Source organism: Isoptericola sp. MSGPD8_1_ISO-PGPR-S23-394, from assembly GCF_058072785.1.
In genome coordinates, this window is the sequence record NZ_CM176517.1 from 3,255,038 (window position 1) to 3,279,478 (window position 24,441).

Here is a 24,441-nt window from a genome sequence, read left to right on the forward strand (position 1 = left end):
GTCTCAGAGGTTTCCGAGGTCTTGGTAGCCCTCGAGGGCCTTCTGAGCGGCTTCGTCGGCGCTCGACAGACCGTCCCAGACATCGACCACCATCGTGTTTCCGGTCTCCCAGAAGTACTCCGGGACCTGCGGGAGCAGATCGGCGTTCTCGGACTGGCTGACGATGCCTGCGATTTGCTCATCGTCCGCCAGGCCCGGGATCTGCGCGAGGTGCTCCCTGTCCAGAGCCGGGATCTGACCGGTCGAAGAGCTGATGGCCTCGGCCCCCTCAGGGGTGGCGAGGAAGTTGGCGAACACCCGCGCAGCCGCGGGGTACTCCGTGTAGCCCGAGACGGCGGCGACCTGCATCCCGGCCAACGAGGCCGCCTCGTCACCGCCCTCGACGCGGGGCAGCGTGGTGACGCCGTACTCGAATCCCTCGGCCTCGGCACCCTCCTCGAACGTGCTGAAGCTCCAGGGCCCGGTGATGACGTACGGCGTCTCGCCCTTGGCGAACTCGAGCTCGATCGTGTCCCAGGTGCCGTCTGCACTGGGGACGTCCCACAGGTCCCGCAACCCGGCGAAGTACTCCAGCCCTGCGGTCAGTTCCGGCGACTCGAAGCCAGGTTCGGCGACGTCACCGTCGGCATAGGCGTGCCAACCGAATGACGACAGCACCGCGTAGGAGTAGTAGACCTCTCCCGGCAGGAAGCGGATCGTCCACCGGTTGCTCGCCGGGTCGTTGTACTGCGCGCCGAGCTCCTGGAGCTCTTCCCACGTGGTGGCTGGTTCTGCCGAACCGGTGATCTCTTCGAGAAGTGTCTTGTTGTAGAAGAGCGCGATCGACTCGGTGGTGATCGGCACTCCGTACATCGCGCCATCGGCGCTCACGACGCCTGTGAACGTCGGGCTCATGCGCTGCTCAAGACCCGTCTGGTACTCGCCGAGCGGTGCTGCCGTGCCGTCGTCGATCGCCCTCGAGAGCTGGTCGTAGGGGGTGATGAACACGTCCGCGCCGTTCCCGGCCTCGCCCGCCAGCGACATCTTCTCGACGGCGTCCACCTTGGCCACGAGCTCGTACTCGACGCCAGCACCGGGGTACTTATCGTGGAACGCCGCGATCGCCGCCTCGGCCAGCTCTTCCTCCTCGAACCAGACCTTGAGCGACTCCTCTCCCGAGGCGACGGCCTCCTCCATCACGTACTCCTCGGCGTCGGCGTCCCACGCGACGTCGGACTCGCCGACAGCCTCGCTCGCCGAACCGGCCTCCGCGTCGGCGTTGCAACCTGCCAGCAGCAGTGTCGAGACCGCGGTCAGGACCGCAACCTTGCGGCCTGTGTGGATCCTCATCGTTCCTCCTCGTCAAGGGTCGTCGCACCGATGCGACGACGTGCTCTCGTTCGGTCGGTGATCGTTCAGGACTGCCGGGGTGCGGCATCGTCCGTAGCCGCCGCCGGACCGGTGGCGGCCGCGGTCCGCACGACGGCGACGCCGCCGGCCGGGACCTTCAGGTCGGGTCCGGCGGGCGCGCCGGCCAGCAGCTCGGTGCCCACGACGCCAGGCACCGAGACCGCGGCATCCGTGTGGTTGATCGCCAGGACGTAGTCGGCGTCGGCGCCGTGGCGCACGACGACCTCGAGGTCCTCGACGACGTCGGGCACGACGATCCGGGCGTCGGCGTAGACCGCGCGCAGCACCGGGCCGAGGTCCTCGATCCCGAGCCGGGTCGAGACGTACCAGGCGTGGCCGGCGCCGTGGGCGTTGCGGGTGATCGCGGCGGTGCCCGCCGCCGGCCCGTCGAGGTACCGCGCCACGACGTCGGCCGTGTCGAGCGCGAGGTCCTCGGCCCACACGTTGGCGGTCAGAGTGCGAGCCGCTGCATGGTCGCCGGGCGCCCAGGCCAGTGACACGGTCTCCCCCTCACGCAGCGGCAGGAACTCGTCGACCCCCACGCCGAGCACCTCGCGCAGGGGCGCGGCGAAGCCCCCGGGGTGGACGGCGTCATGGGCGTCCACGACGCCGGAGAAGAAGGAGACGACGAGCGTGCCGCCGTCGGCCACGTAGCGCGTCAGGTTCGCCGCGCTCTCACCCGTGAGCAGGTACGACGCCGGAGCCACGACGAGGCGGTAGCCCGACAGGTCCTGGGACGGGTGCGCGAAGTCGGTGGTCACGCCGTCGCGCCAGAGCCGCTCGTAGTAGGCGCGCATGCGCTCGGAGTGCTGCACGTCGACCGACGGTCGCCACTCCTGGTCCTGCGCCCAGAAAGACTCCGTGTCCCACAGCAGCGCCACCTCGGCGCGCACGGTGGTGCCCTGCAGCTCGGCGAGCGCTCCAACCTGCCGGCCGAGGTCGACGACATCGCGCCACACCCGCGAGCCGGTGCCGGCGTGCGGCAGCATCGCCGAGTGGAACTTCTCTGCCCCGTACCGCGAGGCGCGCCACTGGAAGAACCCGACGACGTCGGCCCCCCTGGCCACGTGTGCCAGGGAGTTGCGCGCCATCTCGCCCGGCCGCTTGGCGATGTTGCGAGGCTGCCAGTTCACCGCGGAGCTGGAGTGCTCCATGAGAATCCACGGCTTGCCGTCAGCGACCGAGCGCGTGAGGTCCGCGGCGAGCGCAAGGCCCACGTGGCCACGTGGGTCGGCGGCGGTGAGGTAGTGGTCATTGGAGACGACGTCGATCTCACGCGCCCAGGCCCACAGATCGGTCGTGGGGCACTCGTTGGCCATGAAGTTGGTGGTCACCGGCTTGTCGGAGTGCTCGCAGATCGCGTCGCGCTCCGCGATGAACAGCGCCCGGAGCTGGTGGTCGGTGAATCGCGCGTAGTCGAGCTTCTGTGCCTGGTTGACCGTCGACGCCGTCGGACCCGGGGCGTTGATGTGCTCCCACTCGCTGTAGACCTGGCCCCAGAAGTGCGTTCCCCACGCCTGATTGAGAGCGTCCAACGTGCCGTAGCGCTCCTGGAGCCACCCGCGCCAGGCGGAGACCGCCGCGTCCGAGAAGTCCTCTCCCACGGGTGCGCCGTACTCGTTGTGGACGTGCCACATGACCACGCCCGGATGGTGGGCGTACCGCTCGGCTATCCGGCTCGCGATGTTGCGCGCCGCCGCCTGGTAGGCGGGGTGGGACGGCGAGGCGGCTCCGCGGGAGCCGGGGCCGAGGGCGACGCCGTCGCGGGTGACCACCCGCGCTTCGGGGTAGGTGGCGTAGAACCAGGCGGGCGGGGCCGCTGTGGGCGTGGCGAGGTCCACCATGATGCCGTGCGCGTGCAGCAGCTCGAGCAGCTCGTCCATCCACGCGAAGTCGTACTCTCCCTCGCGAGGTTCCAGCAGCGCCCACGAAAAGATCCCGACGCTGACGTAGTTCACGCCCGCCTCGCGCATGAGGCGCGCGTCCTCGTCCCAGGTGTCGCGGGGCCACTGCTCAGGGTTGTAGTCACCCCCGTATCCGAGGCGACGGCCGGTCGGCCAAGGATGCTGCGTCGTCATGCCACTCCATCGTGTCTCGCCGAGGCTGTGCACGGTCACAGCCTGTGAACGGTCCCAAAGGTAGACATGCACCGCCGAACCGCGCAAACCCAAAGGAGCGATTCGTTACAGGACTGTGACCGTTCCCAGGTTCGACACGACCCGGCTACAGTCTCCTCGTGACCGGAGAACCCACGGACCGACGCCGACCGACCATCCGGGACGTCGCCGCGACGGCGGGCGTCTCCCGTGGCACCGTCTCCCGCGTCATCAACGGCGGGCACTGGGTCTCGCCGACGGCGCGACACGCGGTCGAGGCAGCGATCGACGCCACCGGCTACCGGGTGAACCGCCACGCCCGAAGCCTCGTGACCGGACGCTCCCACTCCGTGGCCTTCCTCCTCACCGAGCCGCAGCAGATGCTGTTCACCGACCCCAACTTCGCTACCCTGCTGCGCGGCGCCGCTGCCGCACTCGACGCGCGGGGTATGACGCTCGTGCTCCTCGTCGCGGGAAATGCGGCCGAACGCGCCAACGCGGCCTCCTACGTCTCCGCCGGCCACGTCGATGGCGTGCTGCTGATCTCCTCGCACGCGAACGAGCCGCTCATCCGGTCGCTGCTCGACGGCGGCGTCCCCACGGTCGCATGCGGGATCCCCCTCGGCTATGCCGAGCGCGTCAGCTCTGTCTCCGTCGACGAGGTCGGTGGCGCGCGGGCCATGGTGCGCCACCTCCAGGCGGCAGGTCGCCACCGCATCGCGATGATCGCAGGACCCCAGGACACCCCCGGTGGGCGGTATCGCCTGGAGGGCTACCGCGCAGAACTGGGCGAGGACATCGACGAGGCGCTCGTCGCGTACGGGGACTACAGCACCGAGTCCGGCGCGGCCGCCATGGCAGAACTTCTCGAGCGTGCACCGGACCTCGACGCCGTCTTCGCCGCCAGCGACCTCATGGCCTCCGGCGCGCTCAGCGCGCTGCGGCGCGCCGGTCGCTCCGTCCCAGGCGACGTCGCCGTCGGCGGCTTCGACGACTCGGGTGTCGCGGGTGCCCTCGACCCGCCGCTGACCACCATGCGCCAGCCGTTCGACCGCATCAGCTCCGAGATGGTGTCTTTGCTGCTCGATCTGGCCGACGGCGCCGAGGGCAAGTCCGTCACGCTGCCCGCCACCCTCGTGGTCCGTGAGAGCGTCTGAGCTCCCCCGATCCAGGGAAGGCCCGCCGGCTCGACCGTCCTCGGCGCCCCTCAGTCCCGCGGACGGGCCGTGGCCTGACGCACCAGCAGGAGCAGCGCGAACGTCACGGCGGTGGCGGCCAGCACGCCGAGGACCCCCGCCCCGTAGGCCGTCACGTCGTCGCCGATGGGCACCGTTCCGGCCCCCAGGAGCCGGACGGCGGCGGCGAGCGCGAGACCGCCGGTCACCGCACCACCGAGGAGCAGCAGCCCCGCCACGACCGAGGAGCCCGGCGAGTGGAACGCGTGGGGCTGCGGGAGCCCCGACGGCAGCCGTCGACGACGGGGTGCGACGTCGAGCGAGCTGGCGGGCGTCATCGCACAGACGAGCGCACCCCACGCCAGGACCACGAAGAGCGCGGCGACGACGTCGGACGGTCGGTGCCACTGACCGACGAGCGTCGACACCCCGGTCGCCCCGGTATACGCGGCCCCGAGCAGCGCCACCGCCGGACGCCAGGCCCGCGGCGTCGCCAGCAGCAGCGCCACCGAGACGCTCGCGGCGACGGTCGTGTGGCCGCTCGGCAGCGTGTTCTCCCCGTTCCAGCCGGGCAGCAGGTCGGGACGGGTGAGCACCTGGTGCTTGAGCACCTGCGTCGTGAGGTTGGCGCCGCCGACCAGCACGGCCACCTGCAGCGCCAGCACCCACCGCCGCCGCACCAGCGCCACCGCCATGGCCGCGCCGATCCCGCCCACGATGAACGCGACGGAGACGACGTCGAGCACCGGTTCCGCGACCTGCCAGAGCCGCCCCTGGCCGTACGCCGCACCGGTGAACGCGAGCTCGTCGAGCGACTGCCCCGGCACCGTCGTGACGAAGTACCGGTAGGTCGCCCCGAGCGCGACGACCGCGAGCGCCGCGACCACCGCGGCGACGGCCTGCACCCCTCTGCGCACCCGCGGCCGGGGTGGCGCCACGACGGCGCCGACCGGTGCGGGGACCTGTCCACCGGCCATCGGTGCGCGAGCGGGCGGGAGCGACGCGGGCCCCTCCGGAGGGACCGCTGCCGGGAGCTCACGAGTGTCACCGTTCACGCAGGTCACCGTATCCGTTCCGTGTGGCCAAGTCGTGGACGACCCGTGCGACCTGCGCACGGGTACAGCGGGTCCGGCAGACCGGCGGCTCGTGCCCTGGGGAACTCTGCGCCAGGTCCGCTCGTCGTCCCCGGGGACAGGTCCCGGCAGTCCGCGACGAGGGGGGAACCGTGAGCACAGAACGTCCCGGCGCCACGACCGACGTCGGACCGCTCCTCGAGCACACGGCGACCCGCCTGGGCCGACGGCGGGTCGGCGTCGTCGTCGGGCACCTTGCCCCTGACGGGACCATCACGGTGCGCAGCACCGGCCGGACCTCCTTGCCCGACGGCGGCACGCCGGACGCACGGACGAGGTTCGAGATCGGCTCGATCACCAAGACCTTCACGGGGCTCTCGCTCGCCCGCGCCGTGACGGCCGGACGGCTCGACCTGGACACTCCGGTGGGCGATCTCGTCGACGAGGTCGCGGGGCTCGGGCGTGGCGGCGTCGAGGTCACCCTGCGGCACCTCGCCACCCACACGTCCGGCCTGCCGCGCGTCCACGTCCCCGTGCTCCGCGGGACGCTGGACGCTTACCGCGGGCTCGACCCCTACCGCCGCCACTCGCAGGACGCCCTGCTGGCCGCGATCCGCACCGGCCGGCTGCGCCGCACGCCCGGCACGGGCCGGCCTACTCGAACAGCGGCTTCGGCCTGCTCGGGATCGCCCTCACCCGGCACCCAGGGCTCACCTTCGGCGAGCTGGTCGCCCGGGACGCCACGGGCCCGCTGGGGCTCGCCGACACCGGGACCACCGACCGGGCGACGCCCGAGCAGGTCGCCCGGACCGCCGTCGGCCACCACCGCCGGCACACCCCGGCCGCGGCATGGAACCTCGACGCGCTGCCGGGGGCCGGGGCGCTGCACTCGACCGCCACCGACCTCCTCGGCTGGGGCAGCGCACACCTCCACCCGCCGCCCGGAGAGCTCGGCGAGGCCGTCCGGATGGCCGTGGCCGAGCAGGGGCCACGCATCGGCCTCGCCTGGCAACGCACGGCGACCCAGAAGGACCGCCGCCTCGGACGCGACCTGGTGATCTGGCACAGCGGTGGCACCGGAGGTTTCCGCACCGCACTGTGCCTGCACCCCGGCACCGGGCACGCCGTCGTCGTCCTGGCCAACCACGGCCGGAGCGTGGCCCTGGCGGCGTTCCGGCTGCTGTCCGCGCTCGGACGGTGAGCAGATGCTGGCGGGCGGGCGACCGTCGGGGCGGGTCACGTGGCGCCTGCTGGTCGGCGACGTCCGCTTCAGCCCGGCGAAGGGCCTCGTGGGGCGTCGGGGTGCCCAGGTAGGGTCGTCGACGATGGACGAGGTGCTGCCCGTGAGGATCCTGCTGGCCGTCGTCATGCTGGGCGCAGGGGCCCTCCTCGTGTGCGCGGCGCGTGCAGCGGCGTCGGGCCGGCTCCGACGGAACCAGCTGGCGGGCATCCGCACTCCCAGCACGATGGCGAGCGACGAGGCGTGGCTGGTGGCTCACGCCCGTGCGGAGCGACCGACCACGCTCGCCGGCTGCACATCGGCGGCGAGCGGGCTGTTCGCGCTCCTTCCCGTCTCCCCGGTGCTCCTGGCGGCCGGGGTGCTCACGGGCTGCGTCGTCATGGTCGGGCTCGTGCTCCACGGTGCGCGAGTCGGTGGCCGGGCGGCCGCCGAGGCGACGAGGAGGACGACGCGCCCTACGCCGGCCGCGGGGCGTACATGATGACGGCCACCCCGACGAGGCAGATCAGCGCGCCTGCGATGTCCCACCGGTCGGGGCGGAAGCCGTCGACGACCATGCCCCAGACCAGCGACCCGGCCACGAAAACACCCCCGTAGGCCGCCAGGATGCGGCCGAAGTGGGCATCCGGCTGCAGGCTCGCGAAGAACCCGTAGAGCCCCAGCGCGATCACCCCCGCACCGATCCACAGCCATCCGCGATGCTCGCGGAACCCCTGCCACACGAGCCAGGCGCCCCCGATCTCGAACAGTGCGGCGCCCAGGAACAGGACGATCGATCGGGCGATGGTCATCAGGCAGCCTCCATCGGTGCTGGTGCTGGTGCTGGTGCGGGCAGGGCGTCGGTCGTGGTCGCAGCCCACCCATCATCCTGTCCGGACGCGTGCAAGACTGTCTTCTCGTGCACCTGCCACTCCGGCGGGACCCCCGCACCGAGGGCCCCTCTCCTGCCAGCCTCCGACGCCGGCCCGCTCAGATGGTGACCCTCGGCTTCCTCTCGGCGATCGCCGTCGGTACCGCGCTCCTCCTGCTGCCCGTCTCGACCACCGGCCAGCGCGCCAGCTTCGTCGAGGCGCTCTTCACCGCGACGTCCGCGGCGTGCGTGACCGGGCTGGTCGTCGTCGACACGGAGACGTTCTGGTCCCCGTTCGGCCAGGGCGTGATCCTCGTCCTGATCCAGATCGGCGGCTTCGGCGTCATGACCGTCGCCTCGCTGCTGGGGCTGCTCCTCTCCCGGCGCCTGGGGCTGCGCACCCGCATGGTCGCCGCCGAGTCCACGCACACCGTGGGGCTCGGGGACGTCAAGAAGGTCATGCTGGGCGCACTGCGGTTCACCGTGGTCGCGGAGCTCGTCGTGGCCGTGGTCCTCACGGTGCGCCTCATGATCGGCTACGGGGAGACCTTCCGGCACGCCGCGTGGTCGGGGATCTTCCACTCGCTGTCGGCCTTCAACAACGCCGGGTTCTCGATCTACGGCGACTCGCTCATGCGGTTCGTCAGCGACCCCTGGATCTGCCTGCCCATCTGCGCGGCCGTCATCGTCGGCGGCCTCGGGTTCCCCGTGCTGCTCGAGCTGTGGCGCCTGTCGCGCACCCGGCGCGGCGACGCGGCCCGCACGGCGCTGCGCGACCCCTCGCGCTGGAGCATCCACACTCGCCTGACCCTCGGCACGACGGCGATCCTGCTCGCCGTGGGCACCGCCTTCTTCCTCGTGGTCGAGTGGGCCAACCCCCAGACCTTCGGCCCGCTGAGCGTGCCCGGCAAGATGCTCGCCGCCTTCACCCAGTCGGTCATGCCGCGCACCGCCGGGTTCAACTCGATCGACACCTCCGAGCTGAACCACGGCACCTGGTTCTTCACCGACATGCTCATGTTCGTCGGCGGCGGCAGCGCGGGCACCGCCGGCGGGGTCAAGGTAGGGACCTTCGCCGTCCTGGCGTTCATCATCTGGTCCGAGCTCCGCGGCGACCCCGACGTCACCGCCTTCGACCGACGGATCGCCCGCGCGACCCAGCGTCAGGCGCTGACCGTCGCGCTCGTCGGTGTGGCCGCCGTCGTCGTTACCACGCTCGCGATCACGGTGTCGGTCCCCGCGGCGGTCCTGCCGCTCGACCGGGTCCTGTTCGAGGTGATCTCCGCCTTCACCACGACCGGGCTGTCCACCGGCATCACCGCCGACCTCGACGGCTGGCACCAGGTCCTCCTGGCCGTGCTGATGTTCCTCGGTCGCCTCGGCCCGATCACCCTGGGGACGGGCCTCGCCCTGCGGCACCGTCACAAGCTCTACCGGCGGCCCGAGTCCGCCGTCATCATCGGCTGACCCGGCCCGGCGCCGACGGCCGCGCGACCCGGCTCACCGCCCGAACACCTGGGTCCACCACGGGCCGCCCGGCCCCTCCGCGACACCGAGTCCGTGCCGGGTGAGGTCGCAGCTGAGGATGTTGGCTCGGTGCCCTGGGCTGTCCATCCACGCTGCGACCACCGCGGCGGCGTCCGGCTGGCCCCGCGCGATGTTCTCGGCAGCGACCCCCTCGACCCCTGCCGCCTCCGCCCGGTCCCACGGCGAGAGCCCCTCGGGCGTCGTGTGGTCCAGGTAGCCACGCGCGGCCATGTCCGAGGAGTGGGCCGCGGCCAGGTCGTCCAGCGCGGGCTCGGCATGAAGGGCCGGGCAGCCCGCGGCCGCGCGCTCCGCGTTCACCAGCTCCAGGACCCGTTCCGACGGCGCCGCGTCGGCCCCGTCGTCGGTGCCGGCCCCGCCGGCACCCTGGTCGGGGTCCGCGCCAGCTTCGGTTCCATCGGTCCCATCGGCCGCGTCGGCCCCGTCGTCGGCGTCGGCGTCGGCGTCGTCGGCAGCATCGGGATCCGCCCCGGCGTCGGCCGCGTCGGCACCATCGGCGTCGCCGTCGGGACCCGCAGCACCACCGGCACCATCGGCGTCGCCGTCGGGACCCGCAGCACCACCGGCACCATCGGCGTCGTCGTCGGCGCCGCGCTCGCTGTCGGCAGCAGCGTCGGTCGGCAGCTCGCGCACGGCGGCCTCCGCGAGCTCCTGGGAGGCATGGGTCAGCGCGGCCGCGGAGACACCGTCGGCGCCCCGGGCACCGATCCGCAGCGCGTCCGGGGCGACGACCGCCAGCACGAGGACGAGCAGCAGCCCCACGCCGAACGTGGCCAGCAGCGCGCCGAGCTGGCGCAGGGCCCCTCCTCGTCGACGCGACACGCGGGCACCGTAGCGCCCCCGACGTACCGGACGAAAGGTCCGGCTACCGGGCCGAGCCCTGCGCGATCACGTAGCGCTCGTAGGCCGGCGTCCGGCGGACGGCCTCGGCGTGGGCGTAGACGGCGGCCGCCCGGACGACCTCGACGTCGAAGCGCTCAACCGCGTCACCGCGCCACCCCACGTACTGCGTCCAGCGCAGCGGCTCGCCCTCCAGCGCCACCGCGCGGACCCCGGGCAGGTCGAGGAGGAGCGGCTGGACCAATGCGATGGCGTGCCCGCCCTTGACCTGCTCGACGGCGGACGCCCGCTCGGTCTCGCTCACCTCGCGCGGGGTGAAGCCCGAGCGTGCGCACGCGGAGACGAAGCACCGTTCGAAGCACCCGTCGCCCGGGGCGGAGAGCCAGTTCTCCTCGGCGAGCTCGGCGAGCGGCACCTCGTCGCCGGCCGCGAGCCGGTGGTCCTCCGGCAGCAGGACGAACACCGGGTCGGTCCGCAACCGGGTCCACTCGACACCGCCGTCGGTCGGCAGCACCGCGTCCCCGCACGCGCCGACCAGCGCGATGTCGAGCGTGCCGTCGGCGAGGCGCACCGCCGCCGCGTCCGCGGACCACGAGGTGAAGGACGTGACGTTCACGCCGGCGAGGTCGGCGCGCAGCCGGTTGAGGAAGATACCGCCCAGCACGGTCGATACGGTCCCGACCCGCAGGGAGGTGGCGGCGTCGGGCCGGGCGAGGACGTGACGGCGCACGTCGTCGTGGAAGGCATCCATCGCGGGCAGCAGCACGCGCGCGTGCCGCAGCACGAGCTCGCCCAGCGGCGTGGGCCGCGCACCGTGCCGACCGCGGACGAAGACCGGACCCCCGAGCGCCTGGTCGATACGGTTGAGCTGTGCGGACAACGCGGGTTGCGCCATGCCGAGGGCGGCGGAAGCCTTCGTGACGCTTCCCTGCTCGGCGACGACGGTCACGAGCCGGAGGTGCCGGAGGTCGATCTCCATACCGAGAAGATACTTCTTCCAGACCACTGTTGGGATGCCCCCGGACACGGACCGTCCCACGACACGACCACCGAGAGAAGGAGAACGATGACGGAGCGCGTGACGTTCGCGTCCAGCACCGGGCCGACCCTGGCCGGGATCATCGACGAGCCGGAGGGCGAGGTGCGGGGCTGGGGGCTGTTCGTCCACGGGTTCACCCTCGGCAAGGACTCGCCCGCCGCTGCCCGCATCTGCAAGCAGCTCGCCGCGGAGGGCGTCGGCATGCTGCGCTACGACAACCTCGGCCTCGGCGACTCGGAGGGCGACTGGGGCGACGGTTCGTTCACCGTCAAGGTGGCCGACACGGTGCTCGCCGCCGAGCTCATGGCGGCTCGCGGTACCCCGGTGGAGATCGTGGCCGGGCACTCCTGGGGCGGCGCCGCCGCGATCGCCGCGGCGCCCGAGATCCCCGGCGCCCGCGCCGTCGCGACGGTGTGCGCGCCGTTCGACCCCAGCCATGCCGAGCACCACTACGACGGACTGGTCGACCAGGTGCTGGAGGAGGGTCACGCGGTGTGGCAGGTCGGGGGCAAGCGCCTCAACCTCAAGCGCGGGATGGTCGAGGACGTGCGAGAGGCGGACCTCGCGCACCGCATCCCCGCGCTGGGCCTGCCCCTGCTCGTCATGCACTCCCCCACGGACAACACCGTGGGCATCGACAACGCGAGCGAGATCTTCCGGGCAGCGCGCCACCCGCGCAGCTTCGTCTCCCTGGAGGGGTCGGACCACCTGCTGACGAGGCCCGGCCAGGCGCGGCGCGCGGCGCGCATCATCAGCGCCTGGGCGGATCCGTACCTCGAGCAGGACTGAGGGTCAGGCGGGCGCGAGGAAGCCGTCGCGGACCAGGCCGCGGACGGCCGGCAGCAGCTCGGCCGCGAGGTCCGACGACGGCACGTCCAGCAGGGCGGCCAGCGCCCCGACGGTCTGCCCCACCGTGAGCTCGCCGTCGCAGACGCCGACGAAGGCCGCCAGACCCGTCGAGGCCTGCACTCCGCGGCCGAACCCGTCGCCCTGGCGCACGACCACGACGTTCGGGTGGGCGGCGCCGGGCGTCAGGTAACGCTCCTCGGTGACGTCGGCCGCCACGACGAGCCGCGTGGCCGCCAGCTCCTCGTCGTCGTGCGCCTCCAGCCAGTCGTGGGCGGCCAGGGAGGCCGCGAGGTGCCCGCCGAGCGGCTGGCGCAGCGCCCCGTGATGCTCCTCCAGCCGCCGCAGAGTGGCGCGCCCGCCGTCGTGCGCCGGACGGCGCAGCGTGACGAGGCCGAAGCCGACGGCCTCGACGTCGCGGGCGGCGAAGTCGTCCAGCCAGGCCCCGTAGGCCGCCGTCCACGCGTCCGGCTCCCGCTCGGAGGACGTGCCGCCGTCGCGGATCCAGGTCTCGGCGTACTCGGCCGGGTCGAGCAGCTCACGCTCGACGACCCACCCGTCCAGGCCGGACTCGTCCAGCCACGCGCCGACACGGTCCATCCACGGCTCGCCGCGGCGGTGCTCCCAGTTGACGAGCATCTGCGCGACGCCGCCGGGCGCGAGCACCGAGCCGACGCCGGTGACGAGGTCCCGCACGAGGTCGTCGCCGGACCGGCCGCCATCGCGGTACTCGAACGCGCCGAGCGCCTCCGCCACGGCCGCCCCCGGTGCACCCGTGCGCGGCGTGATGACGAACGGCGGGTTGGACACCACGAGGTCGAAGCGCTCATCGGCGACCGGTTCCAGCATCGACCCGTGCCGCAGCGTCAGGTCGGCCTCGGGCATGTTCAGGGCGGCGTTGAACCGTGCGAAGGCGAGCGCGCGGCGCGAGACGTCCGTGCCGACCACGGCCCCGGCGTGCCGGGCCGCGTGGAGCGCCTGGATGCCGCACCCCGTCCCGAGGTCGAGCACCCGACCCACCTCGGGACGGACGGTCACCTGCGCCAGCGTCGTCGATGCCCCGCCGGCGCCGAGCACGTGGTCGGCGGCCAGCCGACGGCCCGTGACCACCTCGCTCAGGTCGCTGGCCAGCCACCAGGCGACCGGTCCGGTGGCGTCCGTCGCGGCGTACGGCTGCAGGTCGACGACGGCGCGCATCGCGTCGCCGTCTCCCTGGCCCGCCGCCCGGACGAGCCCGAGGCGGGCCGCGCCGTCGGCCCCGAGACCGGGCAGCGCCGCGTCGAGCACGGACCGCGGCACCTCGTCACCGAGGAGGAACAGGGCGGTGAGGGCGGCACGCGGGTCGGTGCTGCCGGCCACCGCGCGGCGCGCGGGCAGCAGCTGTCCCCGCTGCAGGGCCGCCGAGGCCACGTCGCCCAGCAGGTCCTCCACGGCGTCAACGGTGAAGGAGGCCTCCAGGGCCGGGCGGAGGGCGGCGACCGCCGCCGGCTCCCCGGCCGGGGGCGGTACCGACGTCACCCGCGGCAGCCCTCGTCGAGGTAGGCGGTGACCGACTCGTGGGCCGTGGTGGCCCGCGCCGTGTCGACGTCCGTGATCGCGAGCGTCGCGGCCGAGGCGACCGCCTGGTCGTCGTCGGTGTCGACGTCCTCGAAGGCTCCGACCGCCTTGTCGAGATAGGCGGTCATCCCGTCCCACCCGGGCACGTCGGCCGCGTCCTCGACGGAGGTGATGGACCGGTGCGCCTCCCGGAAGCCTGCGACCAGCAGGCGGGGGTGCTCCTGGTCGATGCCGGCGAGCGCACGGTTGGTCTCCGCCCACGCCTCCTGCAGCTCGAGGCACTCCTCGGTCAGGGCCGGGGGCTCGTCGTCGCCCTCGCCGTCGCTCATGGAGAGGTCGGCGTCGACGGAGATCGCCGGGGCCGGCTCCGGGGCGGCCTGCGTGGAACCGTCCGAGGAACCGCAGGCGCCGGCGGACGCCGCGACGGCGAGCGCCACCGCGGCGGCGGAGGCGGTGCGGCGGGTACGCGGACGGAGCGGCAGCATCCCACCATGGTGGCCCAGGTCGGGGGTGGTCGGGAAATCGAAGGACCGCCCCGTGAGACGTCTCACCGGGCAGATCGGGCGAGAGCGGACGAGTCAGGACGCGCAGTCGGCCGCCAGGTAGTCCGTGATCCGCTGCGACGCCGCCGTCATCTTCTCGGTGTCGTGCGCGGCGAGCGCGTCGGCCACGGCGGCCTCCACCTCGTCGTCCTCCACGTCCTGGGTGGCGTCGGCCGCGGCGGTGACATAGGTCAGCACGGTGGCCCAGTCCGTGATGACGGCGCCGGGCGGGTCGACCATGCTGAGCGCGTCGCGCGCACCGACGAACCCCGTGCGCAACGAGCGCGGCGACTCGACGTCCATCCGGACCTGCGCGGAGGCTGCCCGGGACCACGCGACCTGCGCCGCCGCGCACACCTCGGGCGTGACCTCGGTGACCGTCGCGGTCGCGGCGTCGGTGCTCGCCTCCGCGTCGCTCCCGAGGTAGTCGACACCGGCGCCGACCCCGATGCCTGCGGCGAGCGCGAGCCCGCCCGCGGCCCACAGCGTGACACGACGGGCGAACAGCCCGGTGGCACGACGCCGGGGCAGCACGGTGGCCACGGTCCGGGCGCGCACGGTCAGGCTGCGCGCGCCACCACCCCCGGTCCGGGCAGCGCGACGACGACTCGTCCGGGCCGGTGCGCCGCCCTCGCCGGTGGGATCGCCGTGGACGGTGTCGTCGCGGGCCGCTCCGCCGCTGGCGGTACCGCCCTGCGACACCCGGGCGGCACGGTCCTTCCGGCCGCGCTTCTTCTTCGTCTTCTTCGTCGACCTGCCCACATTCTGGCCCACGTCGCGGAACGTCCCGGCGACGTCGGCCGAGCCGTCGAGGACGTCGTCGAGCGGGGGGACGTCGGTGGGCACGTCGGTGCTCGCCCACGGCAGGGCGGCCGGGGCCGGGGCGGCTGCGGCCGCGCCGGGCGGGAATGGGGCGTCCGGGAACGGGTCCGGGTCGGCGGCGGACCCGGCCGAGCCTGCCGAGCCTGCCGATGCCTGCGACGGACCGCCCCATGGCGGGGTCCCACCGGGGCCGGCACCACCCACCGGACCGAACGGAAAACCACCTTGAGGTGCAGGAACGGGGTTTCCGACGTCGGGCGGCAGCGCCTCGTCCCTCGCTGTGCTCCGCCTCATGATCGCGAAGGCTACCCAATGACACGCCGAAGGTGTCCAGATCGTTGCCTTCGCGACCTTGACCCGGGTACCTGTCGACCGCCAGATTGTGCGAGTGAGCGCAACGATGACAGGCATGTGGGTCGCACCAGAGCTGGATCCGCGGACGACCGGCGCCGACCCGGTCGGCGAGAAGGAGACTCTCTGGGAGTACCTGTGCCGGTACCGGATGACGCTCGTCATGAAGTGCGAGGGCCTGGACGCCGAGCAGCTCTCGCGGCGCAGCGTGCCCCCGTCGAACCTGTCGTTGATCGGTCTCGTGCGCCACCTCGCGAACGCCGAGCACCACTGGTTCACGCGCGTGCTCCAGGGCACCGTCGCCCCCGGACCCTTCGAGCGGGCGCGCGCCGCCGACGTGGACTTCGACGAGGTCTACCCCACCGAGGAGTGCGCCGACGAGGCCTGGCAGGCGTGGCACGCCGCCGTGGAGGCCGCCGACGAGCAGATGGTCCACGAGGAGCTGGACCGTGAGGTCCCGTTCGACGGCGGCACCGTCGAGGTGCGCGACGTCATCATCCACATGGTCGAGGAGTACGCCCGCCACATGGGCCACGCCGACCTGCTGCGCGAGTGCATCGACGGGCGCACCGGGCTCTGAGCGGAGCATCCGCCGAGGGCACTCCTCGGCCGTGATCAGGTGGTATGTCCCGGGCAACCGGACGAGGAGCTGTCTCGATCAGAGTTCTCGAAAACGATTGCGAACTGCGGCCAGGCCCGCTACGGTCGGATCTCGAAATCCTTTTCGACAGGGCGGGCCAGCGTGGGTCCGCCCAGGGAGGCAGGATCAACGATGACCCGAGCACCACTCTCGAGAAGCACGACGAGGCGGCGCACCGCCGCGCTCTCCACCCTCGCCGCGCTGGTGATCACCGCCGGCGTCGGCGTCGGATCGGCCCAGGCCGACGGCGCCACCCTGCACGAGGCGGCCGACGAGTCCGGCCGCTACTTCGGCACGGCGATCGCGGCCAGCCGGATGAACGACCAGCAGTACACGACCATCGCGAACCGCGAGTTCGACATGATCACGGCCGAGAACGAGATGAAGCTCGACGCCCTCGAGCCGCAGCAGGGCCAGTTCAGCTTCGGCACCGCCGACCAGATGGTCGACTGGGCGATCAGCAACGGCAAGCAGGTGCGCGGCCACACGCTGGCCTGGCACTCGCAGCAGCCGGGCTGGATGCAGAACATGGAGGGGCAGCAGCTCCGCCAGGCGATGCTCAACCACGTCACCGAGGTCGCCACCCACTACCGCGGCAAGATCCACTCCTGGGACGTGGTGAACGAGGCGTTCGCCGACGGCTCGTCCGGCGCCCGCCGCAACTCGAACCTGCAGCGCACCGGCAACGACTGGATCGAGGCCGCCTTCCGCGCCGCCCGCGCCGCGGACCCGAACGCCCAGCTCTGCTACAACGACTACAACACCGACAACTGGAACCACGCCAAGACGCAGGGCGTCTACAACATGGTCGCGGACTTCAAGGCGCGCGGCGTGCCGATCGACTGCGTCGGGTTCCAGGCCCACTTCAACTCGGGCAACCCGGTGCCGAGCAACTACCACGAGACGCTGCAGAACTTCGCCGACCTGGGCGTGGACGTGCAGATCACCGAGCTCGACATCGAGGGTTCCGGCACCTCGCAGGCCGAGCAGTACCGCGGCGTGGTCCAGGCCTGCATGGCCGTCTCCCGCTGCCAGGGCATCACCGTCTGGGGCGTGCGGGACACCGACTCGTGGCGCGCCTCCGGCACGCCGCTGCTGTTCGACGGCAACGGCAACAAGAAGGCCGCGTACAACTACGTGCTCGACCAGCTCAACAGCGGTGACGGCAACGACAACGGCGGCGACGACGGCGGACCCACCGATCCCGGTGGCGACGGCACCTGCTCGGTCACGGTGACGAAGACCGACTCCTGGGGCGACCGCTTCAACACCACCTTCGACGTCACCGGCGCCGACGACTGGGTCGTGACGATCAGCACCGGCAGCGGGCAGAGCGTCCAGAGCTCGTGGAACGCCGACGTCTCCGGCACCAGCGGCACCCTGACCGCCACACCGAACGGCAACGGCGACAGCTTCGGGATCACGCTGTACTCCAACGGCAACGCCACGGCCCCGACGGCCACCTGCTCGTCGGGCTCCGGTGGCGACCCGACCAGCGACTGCACAGTGACGGTGACCAAGGCCGACGAGTGGGCCGACCGGTTCAACGTGGACCTCGCCGTGTCCGGCAGCTCGGACTGGCAGGTCGCGATCGCGCTCAACGGATCGCAGAGCCTGCAGAACTCGTGGAACGCGTCCGTCTCGGGCACCACGGGCACCCTGACCGCCACGCCGAACGGCAACGGCGACACGTTCGGCATCACGCTCTACTCGAACGGGTCGACGGCACTGCCGACGGCCACCTGCACGACGGCCTGACAGCGCTAGCGCCACCCCCACGCTGTGGGTGCACGACACGCCGCCACCGCTGAGCGGATGGTGGCGTGTCGTGCACCCACAGCGTGGGGGTGGCGCGTTCAGCTCGAGGCCCGCACCACGAGCCGCGGCTCCAGGACCTCGTGGACGTCGTCGGACCGGCCGTCGAGCCGCTCGCGCAGGAGCGCCACGGCACGCGCACCCATGAGGTCTCGTTGCTGCTGCACGGTGGTCAGCGCGGGTCGTGCGCGTCGTGCGAGCACCGTGTCGTCGTAGCCGACGACGGCGAGGTCGGCGGGGACGCGCAGCCCGGCGTCGAGCGCATGGTCGAGCACGTCGACCGCCTCGACGTCGTTGCGCGCGAAGACCGCGGTGGTGGCGTCGCGCACCAGGGTGTCGAGCGCCGTCGGCCCGGGGCCGACGACCCGCACCTCCTCGGCCAGGCCGGCGGCGCGCATGGCCGTCTCGTAGCCGCGGCGACGGGCGAGGCCCGCCGGGCGGGTCGACGAGGTGACGTGCGTGATCCACCGGTGCCCGCGGGCGACGAGGTGGTCGACGACGAGCGCCGCACCGCGCTCGTCGTCGTTGTTGACCGAGTCGATGCCGGTCACCGGGGCGGCCGTGCGGCCGACCATGACCACCGGCGCACGCCGCGCCGCTGCGGCGAGCACCTCCTCGGGGACCCAGGACGAGACGACGACGAGCCCGTCGACGCCGAGGTCCAACAGCTGCTGGACACGGTCCGCGAGGCGTCCTCGGTCCCGCGAGCCGTGGGCGAGCAGCACCGAGAGCCCGGAGTCCTCGGCGGCGGCCTCCACGGAGGCAACGATCTCAGTGTGGTACGGATTGTCGAGGCTGGAGATGACCGCGCCGAGCAGCATGGACCGCCCCTGCTTGAGGGTGCGGGCGGTCAGCGACGGGCGGTAGCCGACCTGTTCGGCGACGACGCGGATGCGCTCACGGGTGCGTGCGGAGACGCCGGCGTCCCCGCGCAGGGCCAGCGAGACGAGCGACTTCGACACCCCGGCCGCGGCGGCGACGTCGAGCAGGGTGGGCCGGGGACGGGCAGAAGCGGCGGGCACGCGCTCATCCTGCCCACGCGGCGTCGGCGATGCGAAACGGACGCGCGGAGCGGCGGCCGACACGCGTCTGGAACGTTCCAGATGTTCTGGCGTCGTTCACCGTCGCGCCACCGGACGGACGCCGGGGCGTCGCCGCCCCTCCCTAGCGTCGCCGTCGTGACGATCGCCCCCAGCCCCGAAGCTCCCCGCCCCGAGACCGTGCCGGAGACCGACCCCGCGGTCCCCGCAGCGCTGCGCACCCGCCCGGCCGCTCTGCTGCTCGACTTCGGCGGTGTCGTCCTCACGACGAGCAAGCGCCCGGGCGGCCCGGAGGCGATGGCCGAGCACGTCGCGGCGGTCCTCGCCCGGGCCGGGCACCAGCGCACGCCCGCCGAGCTGCTGCCGGTGCTGCGCGGCGGCAAGAAGGCGCTCAAGGACTGGAAGAACGCCGCCTCCCGCCGCCTCGCACCCGCGGAGCTGGACCATCGCACGATCTGGCGGGAGTTCTACGGCTCGCCGCTCACCACCGCGGAGCGTGAGGTGCTCGCCGGGTCGGCCGGGCAGCTCCAGGAGACGATGACCCGCACCCTGACCGACCACACCGTCCGCCCCGGCGTGCGGGAGCTGTTGCGTACCGCTCGTGACCTCGGCATCCCGGTCGGGATCGTCTCGAACGCCCACTCCGGCCGCGCCCACCGCGCGATCCTCGCCGAGCAGGGCCTCGGCGGGTCGTTCGCCGTGCAGGTCTACTCCGACGAGGTCGGCATCCGCAAGCCGCACCCCGGGATGATCGAGCTCGCCGCCCGCGCCCTGGGCACGACGCCGGAACGCTGCTGGTACGTCGGCGACACGCTCGACCGCGACGTCGTCGCCGGACGACGCGCCGCCGTCGGCGGGCTGGTCCTCACCCGCGACCACCACACCGACCGGCCGCCGTTCCCGGTCACGGAACGCCCCGACCTCGTCCTCGACGACCCGCGCGGCCTCGTCCCGCTGCTGGCCGACTCCGTCCCTGCGGTGTCAGACCCTCGCGGCGGTATACCCGCACGAGAGACTGACAGCTCGAGCGGCAGCCAGGTGAGCGCGCTGCTGCTCGACCACGGCGGCGTCATCGCCGTCTCGCGGCCCGACGACGTGGTCCGGCGCGGGTTCGCGGCCCGCCTCGCGGCCGGCCTGAGCGCGGCGGGGTACCCGACGGCCACCGACGAGGCCGTCGACGTGCTCGACCGGGCCCGCGCGGCGCACCGGGCCTGGAAGAACGACCACGACGGCGGCACCACGGTCCCGGAGATCGACGCGCCGACGTTCTGGGTCGAGCTCGTCGGGCCCCTGCTCGACCGCCACGGAACGGGGGTGCGGCACTGGCTGCGTGCCGAGGCGCACGCCCTCATGGTCGACTACGCCCGGACCAAGTCCACCCCCACGGTGCGGCCGGGCGTGCGCGAGCTGCTCACCGCGGCCCGCGACGCCGGCGTCCCCGTGGCCGTCGTGTCGAACACGGTGTGCGGGCGGGCGGTGCGCGAGGAGCTGGTGGAGCACGGCCTCGACGACCTGGTCGGCGCACACGTGTACTCCGACGAGCTCGGGCTGCGCAAACCCGACCCCACGACCGTCCGCACCGCGCTGACCGCGCTCGACGCGGACGGCGCCCGCGCCGTGTTCGTCGGCGACAAGCCCCACCGCGACGTCGCCGCCGCCCGTGCCGCCGGCGTCGGGACCGTCGTCGTGGTCAGGGGTGGCGCCACGCCCGACACGGCGCTCGACGCGCTCGACGCCGACGACCCCGACCGTCCCGACCATCTTGTCCCCGACATGACCGCCGTCGCCGGGCTCCTGCGCACGTGGGCACACGGCCCGGCAAACACCCCCTGATCGCCGGCACCCGCCGGTCGCCCCGGAAGACCCGAGACGAACCTTCGAGGAAGGCACCCATGCCCAGCAACGTCGCCGCCACGGTCGACAAGGTCCGCGGCACCCTGCCGCGGTCCGAGCAGCTCTCCGGCCCCCAGAAGCTCATGATCCTGGTCCTGTCCATGACGCTGTACGGCGTGGGCGACATCGTCGCCAACGTCGTGCCCGAGGTCCAGGTCGGGCCTCTCGAGCTCGGCGTCTCCTACTTCGCGTTCATCGCCGTGGTGCTCGCCGCCCTGCTGTCGCCGCTGTGGGTGGCGCTCGGCGCCCCGCTCGGTGAGCTGGTCTTCTCCGACATGCTGCTCGGCGACTTCGGCGGCCTCAGCGAGATCGAGGGCTTCCTCCAGACCGCTCTGGCCATCTACGTCGCCGGCTGCCTCGTGCGCAACCCGCTCAACCGGGTGCAGGTCGCCCTCGCGCCGATCGTCATGGTGCTGGTCGACAAGGTCAGCGGCGGCATCGTCGACATCCTCAAGGTCGTCATCGGTATCGACCCCGAGGCGCTCGAGGAGGCCGACGGTCTGCTGGGGGCGTTCCTCCTCGCCGAGGGACTCGACATCGTGGTGACCGTCGTGTTCTCCGGCATCCTGTTCGGCGCGCTGCCCGCCCTGTGGCTGACGCCCCGCCTCTACGGGAAGATCGAGCCCATCATGGGCCTGCGTCCCCGCGACCCGGAGCACCCGCCCCGGCTGACCGGCCCCGCCGGGATGCGGTTCTGGCCGATCGCCGTCCTGGCCGTGCTCGCCGCCGGCGCGATCGCCCTGTTCGCCACCTGGGAGGAGTTCGTCGGCCGGGAGGACGGGCTCTCCACGCTCGGTGCGTTCGAGCCGGACTTCGTCGACCAGTTCGGCGAGGCCTGGATGTGGGTGGCCGGCGCCGTCGCCCTCACCGTCGGCTTCGGGGTCTTCGTCGTCGTCGCCGTCCTCCGGTCCCGCCGGGCACGTGCGGCCGGCACCCCGACGAGCACGTCCGCCGAGGACGACGAGGCGAGCTTCTGATGTCCGCGCCGACCACGGTGGCGACCACCGCACCGACCGACCGGCGGACCGACGTCCCGGCGATCGAGGTGCGCGGGCTCACCTTCCGCTACCCCGGCGCCGCGCAGGACTCGCTGCACGACGTCGACCTGACGATCGAACCCGGTGACTTCGTCGCCGTGGTCGGCGGCAACGGCTCCGGCAAGACCACCCTGTGCAAGACCTTCAACGGTCTGATCCCCCACTTCTGGAACGGTGACATCACCGGGCGGGTCCGGGTGCAGGGACGCAGCACCGCACGGCGCGGCGTGGGAGAGATCGCGCACGACGTCGGGTACGTCTTCCAGGACTTCGGCAACCAGCTCGTGCGGCCCACGGTCCGCGACGACGTGTCCTTCGGCCCGCTGAACTTCGGCCACGAGGACTGGGCGGACCGGACCGAGCGCGCGCTCGCCGACCTCGGGCTCGGGGACGTGGCGGGCACCCACACCTGGCAGCTCTCCGGCGGGCAGCAGCACCTGACGGCGCTGGCGGGTGCCATGGCGCTGGCACCCTCCGTCCTCGTGGTGGACGAGCCGGCCGCAGAGGTCGACCCTCGGCGGGCGGCCGTCGTCTACGACCACCTGACCCGGCTCAACCAGGAGCAAGGAGTCACGGTGGTGGTCATCGAGCACCACGCCGAGCTCATCGCCCGCTACGCGCGCAGCGTCGTGCTCATGGCGGACGGACGCGTGCGCTGGCACCTGCCGGTGCGCGAGGCCCTCGCACGCCGCGACGACCTCGCCGACGCGCACGTCCCCGACCCCCAGGTGGTCGCGCTGGGGCGTGCCCTGGTACCGGAGGTCGCCCGCGGTGAACGGCCGGTGCCGATCACCGTCGACGAGTGCGTGGACCTGCTGCGCCCCGTCGTGCGATCGGTGCCAGGAGCCGCCGCGCGGTCCGGGCCACCGCCGTCGGGCGCGGTGGCGTCCACCCGCGAGCGCCGTGGCCCCCTCGTCGCGCGGATGGCGGGCGTCGAGCACGGCTACCGCACTGTCTCCGGCGACCGGCACACGGTGCTCCAGGGCCTCGACCTCGACCTGCACGACGGCGACCGGGTGGCGCTCGTCGGCTCGAACGGTGCCGGCAAGTCGACCCTGCTGTCCGTGCTGTCCGGCCTGGCGGTCCCCCGTGCCGGGGCGGTCGACGTCGACGGCCGCGACACCCGGTCGGTCTCCGCTGCCGCGCTCGCCGACACCGTCTGCTACCTGGTGCAGCGCCCCGAGGAGATGTTCCTGCAGGACTCCGTCCGGGCCGACGTCGCGATGCACCCGCAGGGCCGCCGCCTGCCCGACGCCGACGCGCTCGTCGAGCAGGTGCTCGACCGGGTGGACCTGACCCGGTTCGCGGACCGGGACGGCCGCCTGCTCTCCGGGGGCCAACAGCGGCGGGCCACCCTCGCGATCGGCCTGGCGATGCGTCCCCGGCTGCTGCTGCTCGACGAGCCGACGTCCAGCCTCGACCTCAGCTCGCGCGACGACGTCATCGCGATGCTCGACGCCCTCAGCGACCACATCCGCTGCACCGTCGTGGCCACGCACGACATGCACCTGGTCGCGGAGTGGGCGAACCGTGTGGTCGTGCTGGACCACGGCCGCGTCATCACCGACACCGACCCGCGGACGCTGTTCGCGTCCCCCGACGTGCTCGACCAGGCCCGGCTCGTCCCGCCGCAGGTGACCCAGGTGGGCGCCGCGCTGGCGCTGCCGGAGCTGCCGCTGACGGTCGACGACCTGGTGCGCCAGGCCTCCGCCCGACCCACCGAGGAGCTCGTATGACCGCCGTCGCCACCGACGCCCCGGCCCCGTCGACCGGCACCGGCCGGCCCCACGAGGCCGGGCGCACGGACCGCAAGACGTCCACGCGCTCCGGGTTCGACCGGGTGACGGTCGAGTGGGTCAAGCTCGAGCTCATGCGCGTCGCGTACGCCACCCGGGGCGGGTTCCTCGCCCGGCGCGATCCCCGCGCCGTCCTGGGCTGGTACCTCGTGTGCGCCCTGGCGCCCTGGCTGACCTACTCCACGCCCGCGCTGGCCGTGTTCTTCGTGCTGGCGCTCGCCTGCGCTCTGGCCGCGCGGATCGGGCCGCTCCTGCTCGGGCTGTTCACGCTCGGCATCGTCGGCCAGGCCGCCTACGTGCTCGTGCTGGTCTTCGTGCTCGGGGGGAACGCCGCCGCGATCGACGGGCTCGTGCAGATCTCCCTCAAGCTCGGCGCGATCTCGCTCGCCTCCATGGCAGCGTTCGTGTCCCTCGACCCGGAGAAGCTGTCCGACGGGCTGCAGGCCCTGCGCGCACCCGCCGTGCTGGGCTTCGGCGTCAGCTACGGCTACCGGATGGTGCCGCTGCTCATCGACGAGTTCCAGACGATCGTCGACGGACACCGGCTGCGCGGAGCGCCGTCTCGCGGTCACGGCTTCCTGGGATGGCGGACGGCCGCGCGGATCGGCAGGATCGCCGTCCAGGCGTTCTACCCGCTCATCCTCAATACCGCCCAGCGCACCCGGACGACTGTCGAGGCCCTCGAGACCCGCGGCTTCTCGCCCACGGGGACGGACGACCCCGGCCGTCGGCTCCGGTTGGCACACCTGCGGTTCACCTGGGCCGACGCCGCGCTGCTGCTGGTGACCGTCGCGACCGTGGTGGCGACGCTCGTCCTCCTGTGAGGCGGGCCGCTCGTTCGGCAGTTCGGGGGAT

The 24,441-nt window shown here is 73.0% G+C and carries 20 protein-coding genes and 1 pseudogene; 11 read left to right on the forward strand and 10 right to left on the reverse strand.

Annotated elements, in window-relative coordinates:
• Nucleotides 1-3: 3 nt before the first annotated feature.
• A complete protein-coding gene (locus AC3RJ8_RS14935) occupies nt 4-1,329 on the reverse strand; it encodes an extracellular solute-binding protein (protein WP_489713347.1) in 1,326 nt (441 codons plus the stop codon).
• 65 nt (nt 1,330-1,394) lie between these two features.
• The gene (locus tag AC3RJ8_RS14940) at nt 1,395-3,467 is read right to left on the reverse strand and encodes a beta-galactosidase (RefSeq protein ID WP_489713348.1); all 2,073 of its coding nucleotides are present in this window, start codon (nt 3,465-3,467) and stop codon (nt 1,395-1,397) included.
• Nucleotides 3,468-3,625: 158 nt separating this feature from the next.
• Here AC3RJ8_RS14940 and AC3RJ8_RS14945 point away from each other — a divergent pair, with 158 nt between their 5' ends.
• Nucleotides 3,626-4,642, forward strand: a complete 1,017-nt coding sequence (locus AC3RJ8_RS14945; RefSeq protein ID WP_489713349.1) for a LacI family DNA-binding transcriptional regulator — start codon at nt 3,626-3,628, stop codon at nt 4,640-4,642.
• A gap of 50 nt (nt 4,643-4,692) precedes the next feature.
• On the opposite strand, the gene AC3RJ8_RS14950 is transcribed toward AC3RJ8_RS14945, so the two are convergent.
• Nucleotides 4,693-5,715 (reverse strand): phosphatase PAP2 family protein, encoded by a 1,023-nt coding sequence (locus tag AC3RJ8_RS14950; RefSeq protein WP_489713350.1) that lies wholly within the window; start codon nt 5,713-5,715, stop codon nt 4,693-4,695.
• A 296-nt stretch (nt 5,716-6,011) separates the two neighbouring features.
• Between AC3RJ8_RS14950 and AC3RJ8_RS14955 the strand changes: the two are divergent.
• A pseudogene (locus AC3RJ8_RS14955) lies at nt 6,012-6,934 on the forward strand (serine hydrolase domain-containing protein).
• Nucleotides 6,935-6,938: 4 nt separating this feature from the next.
• Nucleotides 6,939-7,454, forward strand: coding sequence for an SdpI family protein (locus tag AC3RJ8_RS14960; RefSeq protein WP_489713351.1), 516 nt, complete (start codon nt 6,939-6,941; stop codon nt 7,452-7,454).
• Here AC3RJ8_RS14960 and AC3RJ8_RS14965 read toward each other — a convergent pair.
• Entirely contained in the window at nt 7,429-7,764 is a 336-nt protein-coding gene (locus AC3RJ8_RS14965) for a YnfA family protein (RefSeq protein WP_489713352.1), read from the reverse strand. The genes AC3RJ8_RS14960 and AC3RJ8_RS14965 overlap by 26 nt on opposite strands.
• A gap of 107 nt (nt 7,765-7,871) precedes the next feature.
• Here AC3RJ8_RS14965 and AC3RJ8_RS14970 point away from each other — a divergent pair, with 107 nt between their 5' ends.
• Nucleotides 7,872-9,290 (forward strand): TrkH family potassium uptake protein, encoded by a 1,419-nt coding sequence (locus tag AC3RJ8_RS14970; protein ID WP_489713353.1) that lies wholly within the window; start codon nt 7,872-7,874, stop codon nt 9,288-9,290.
• Nucleotides 9,291-9,323: 33 nt separating this feature from the next.
• On the opposite strand, the gene AC3RJ8_RS14975 is transcribed toward AC3RJ8_RS14970, so the two are convergent.
• Nucleotides 9,324-10,190 (reverse strand): CAP domain-containing protein, encoded by an 867-nt coding sequence (locus AC3RJ8_RS14975; RefSeq protein WP_489713354.1) that lies wholly within the window; start codon nt 10,188-10,190, stop codon nt 9,324-9,326.
• A 43-nt stretch (nt 10,191-10,233) separates the two neighbouring features.
• Nucleotides 10,234-11,187, reverse strand: coding sequence for a LysR family transcriptional regulator (locus AC3RJ8_RS14980; RefSeq protein ID WP_489713355.1), 954 nt, complete (start codon nt 11,185-11,187; stop codon nt 10,234-10,236).
• An 87-nt stretch (nt 11,188-11,274) separates the two neighbouring features.
• On the opposite strand from AC3RJ8_RS14980, the gene AC3RJ8_RS14985 reads away from it, so the two are divergent.
• Nucleotides 11,275-12,036 carry an alpha/beta hydrolase family protein gene (locus tag AC3RJ8_RS14985; protein WP_489713356.1) on the forward strand — a complete coding sequence of 254 codons (762 nt, stop codon included), beginning with the start codon at nt 11,275-11,277 and terminating at the stop codon, nt 12,034-12,036.
• Nucleotides 12,037-12,039: 3 nt separating this feature from the next.
• Here AC3RJ8_RS14985 and AC3RJ8_RS14990 read toward each other — a convergent pair whose 3' ends face one another.
• The 3 genes from AC3RJ8_RS14990 to AC3RJ8_RS15000 form a co-directional block, all read right to left on the reverse strand.
• Nucleotides 12,040-13,611 carry a DUF7059 domain-containing protein gene (locus AC3RJ8_RS14990; protein ID WP_489713357.1) on the reverse strand — a complete coding sequence of 524 codons (1,572 nt, stop codon included), beginning with the start codon at nt 13,609-13,611 and terminating at the stop codon, nt 12,040-12,042.
• Complete coding sequence (locus tag AC3RJ8_RS14995; protein ID WP_489713358.1) at nt 13,608-14,135, reverse strand: hypothetical protein; 528 nt, start codon at nt 14,133-14,135, stop codon at nt 13,608-13,610. Before AC3RJ8_RS14995 ends, AC3RJ8_RS14990 begins: the two co-directional genes overlap by 4 nt.
• A 93-nt stretch (nt 14,136-14,228) precedes the next feature.
• Nucleotides 14,229-15,038 (reverse strand): hypothetical protein, encoded by an 810-nt coding sequence (locus AC3RJ8_RS15000; RefSeq protein WP_489713359.1) that lies wholly within the window; start codon nt 15,036-15,038, stop codon nt 14,229-14,231.
• Between the two features lie 385 nt (nt 15,039-15,423).
• On the opposite strand from AC3RJ8_RS15000, the gene AC3RJ8_RS15005 reads away from it, so the two are divergent.
• Together AC3RJ8_RS15005 and AC3RJ8_RS15010 are read left to right on the forward strand one after the other, a co-directional pair.
• Nucleotides 15,424-15,945 carry a DinB family protein gene (locus tag AC3RJ8_RS15005; protein WP_489713360.1) on the forward strand — a complete coding sequence of 174 codons (522 nt, stop codon included), beginning with the start codon at nt 15,424-15,426 and terminating at the stop codon, nt 15,943-15,945.
• Between the two features lie 192 nt (nt 15,946-16,137).
• On the forward strand, nt 16,138-17,763 hold the full coding sequence (locus AC3RJ8_RS15010; RefSeq protein ID WP_489713361.1) for a glycoside hydrolase family 10 protein: 1,626 nt from the start codon (nt 16,138-16,140) through the stop codon (nt 17,761-17,763).
• 98 nt (nt 17,764-17,861) lie between these two features.
• On the opposite strand, the gene AC3RJ8_RS15015 is transcribed toward AC3RJ8_RS15010, so the two are convergent.
• Complete coding sequence (locus AC3RJ8_RS15015) at nt 17,862-18,842, reverse strand: LacI family DNA-binding transcriptional regulator (protein ID WP_489713362.1); 981 nt, start codon at nt 18,840-18,842, stop codon at nt 17,862-17,864.
• Nucleotides 18,843-18,998: 156 nt separating this feature from the next.
• Here AC3RJ8_RS15015 and AC3RJ8_RS15020 point away from each other — a divergent pair, with 156 nt between their 5' ends.
• From AC3RJ8_RS15020 to AC3RJ8_RS15035, 4 genes are read left to right on the forward strand one after another with little or no spacing between them, the layout of a single operon-like run.
• On the forward strand, nt 18,999-20,693 hold the full coding sequence (locus AC3RJ8_RS15020) for an HAD family hydrolase (protein WP_489713363.1): 1,695 nt from the start codon (nt 18,999-19,001) through the stop codon (nt 20,691-20,693).
• A 59-nt stretch (nt 20,694-20,752) separates the two neighbouring features.
• Complete coding sequence (locus AC3RJ8_RS15025; RefSeq protein WP_489713364.1) at nt 20,753-21,730, forward strand: DUF8171 family membrane protein; 978 nt, start codon at nt 20,753-20,755, stop codon at nt 21,728-21,730.
• A complete protein-coding gene (locus tag AC3RJ8_RS15030; protein WP_489713365.1) occupies nt 21,730-23,526 on the forward strand; it encodes an ABC transporter ATP-binding protein in 1,797 nt (598 codons plus the stop codon). Before AC3RJ8_RS15025 ends, AC3RJ8_RS15030 begins: the two co-directional genes overlap by 1 nt.
• Nucleotides 23,523-24,410: an energy-coupling factor transporter transmembrane component T family protein gene (locus AC3RJ8_RS15035; protein ID WP_489713366.1), complete on the forward strand. Its 888-nt coding sequence runs from the start codon at nt 23,523-23,525 to the stop codon at nt 24,408-24,410. The genes AC3RJ8_RS15030 and AC3RJ8_RS15035 overlap by 4 nt, the downstream gene beginning before the upstream one ends.
• Nucleotides 24,411-24,441 lie beyond the last annotated feature (31 nt).

Bases quoted from the DNA above. Each gene is read 5' to 3' on its own strand.
- AC3RJ8_RS14940 (WP_489713348.1), bottom strand. From the start codon at position 3,467: ATGACGACGCAGCATCCTTGGCCGACCGGCCGTCGCCTCGGATACGGG.
- AC3RJ8_RS15005 (WP_489713360.1), top strand. From the start codon at position 15,424: ATGTGGGTCGCACCAGAGCTGGATCCGCGGACGACCGGCGCCGACCCG.
- AC3RJ8_RS14960 (WP_489713351.1), top strand. From the start codon at position 6,939: ATGCTGGCGGGCGGGCGACCGTCGGGGCGGGTCACGTGGCGCCTGCTG.
- AC3RJ8_RS14965 (WP_489713352.1), bottom strand. From the start codon at position 7,764: ATGACCATCGCCCGATCGATCGTCCTGTTCCTGGGCGCCGCACTGTTC.
- AC3RJ8_RS15010 (WP_489713361.1), top strand. From the start codon at position 16,138: ATGACCCGAGCACCACTCTCGAGAAGCACGACGAGGCGGCGCACCGCC.
- AC3RJ8_RS15030 (WP_489713365.1), top strand. From the start codon at position 21,730: ATGTCCGCGCCGACCACGGTGGCGACCACCGCACCGACCGACCGGCGG.
- AC3RJ8_RS15025 (WP_489713364.1), top strand. From the start codon at position 20,753: ATGCCCAGCAACGTCGCCGCCACGGTCGACAAGGTCCGCGGCACCCTG.
- AC3RJ8_RS14980 (WP_489713355.1), bottom strand. From the start codon at position 11,187: ATGGAGATCGACCTCCGGCACCTCCGGCTCGTGACCGTCGTCGCCGAG.
- AC3RJ8_RS14985 (WP_489713356.1), top strand. From the start codon at position 11,275: ATGACGGAGCGCGTGACGTTCGCGTCCAGCACCGGGCCGACCCTGGCC.
- AC3RJ8_RS14935 (WP_489713347.1), bottom strand. From the start codon at position 1,329: ATGAGGATCCACACAGGCCGCAAGGTTGCGGTCCTGACCGCGGTCTCG.
- AC3RJ8_RS15035 (WP_489713366.1), top strand. From the start codon at position 23,523: ATGACCGCCGTCGCCACCGACGCCCCGGCCCCGTCGACCGGCACCGGC.
- AC3RJ8_RS14995 (WP_489713358.1), bottom strand. From the start codon at position 14,135: ATGCTGCCGCTCCGTCCGCGTACCCGCCGCACCGCCTCCGCCGCCGCG.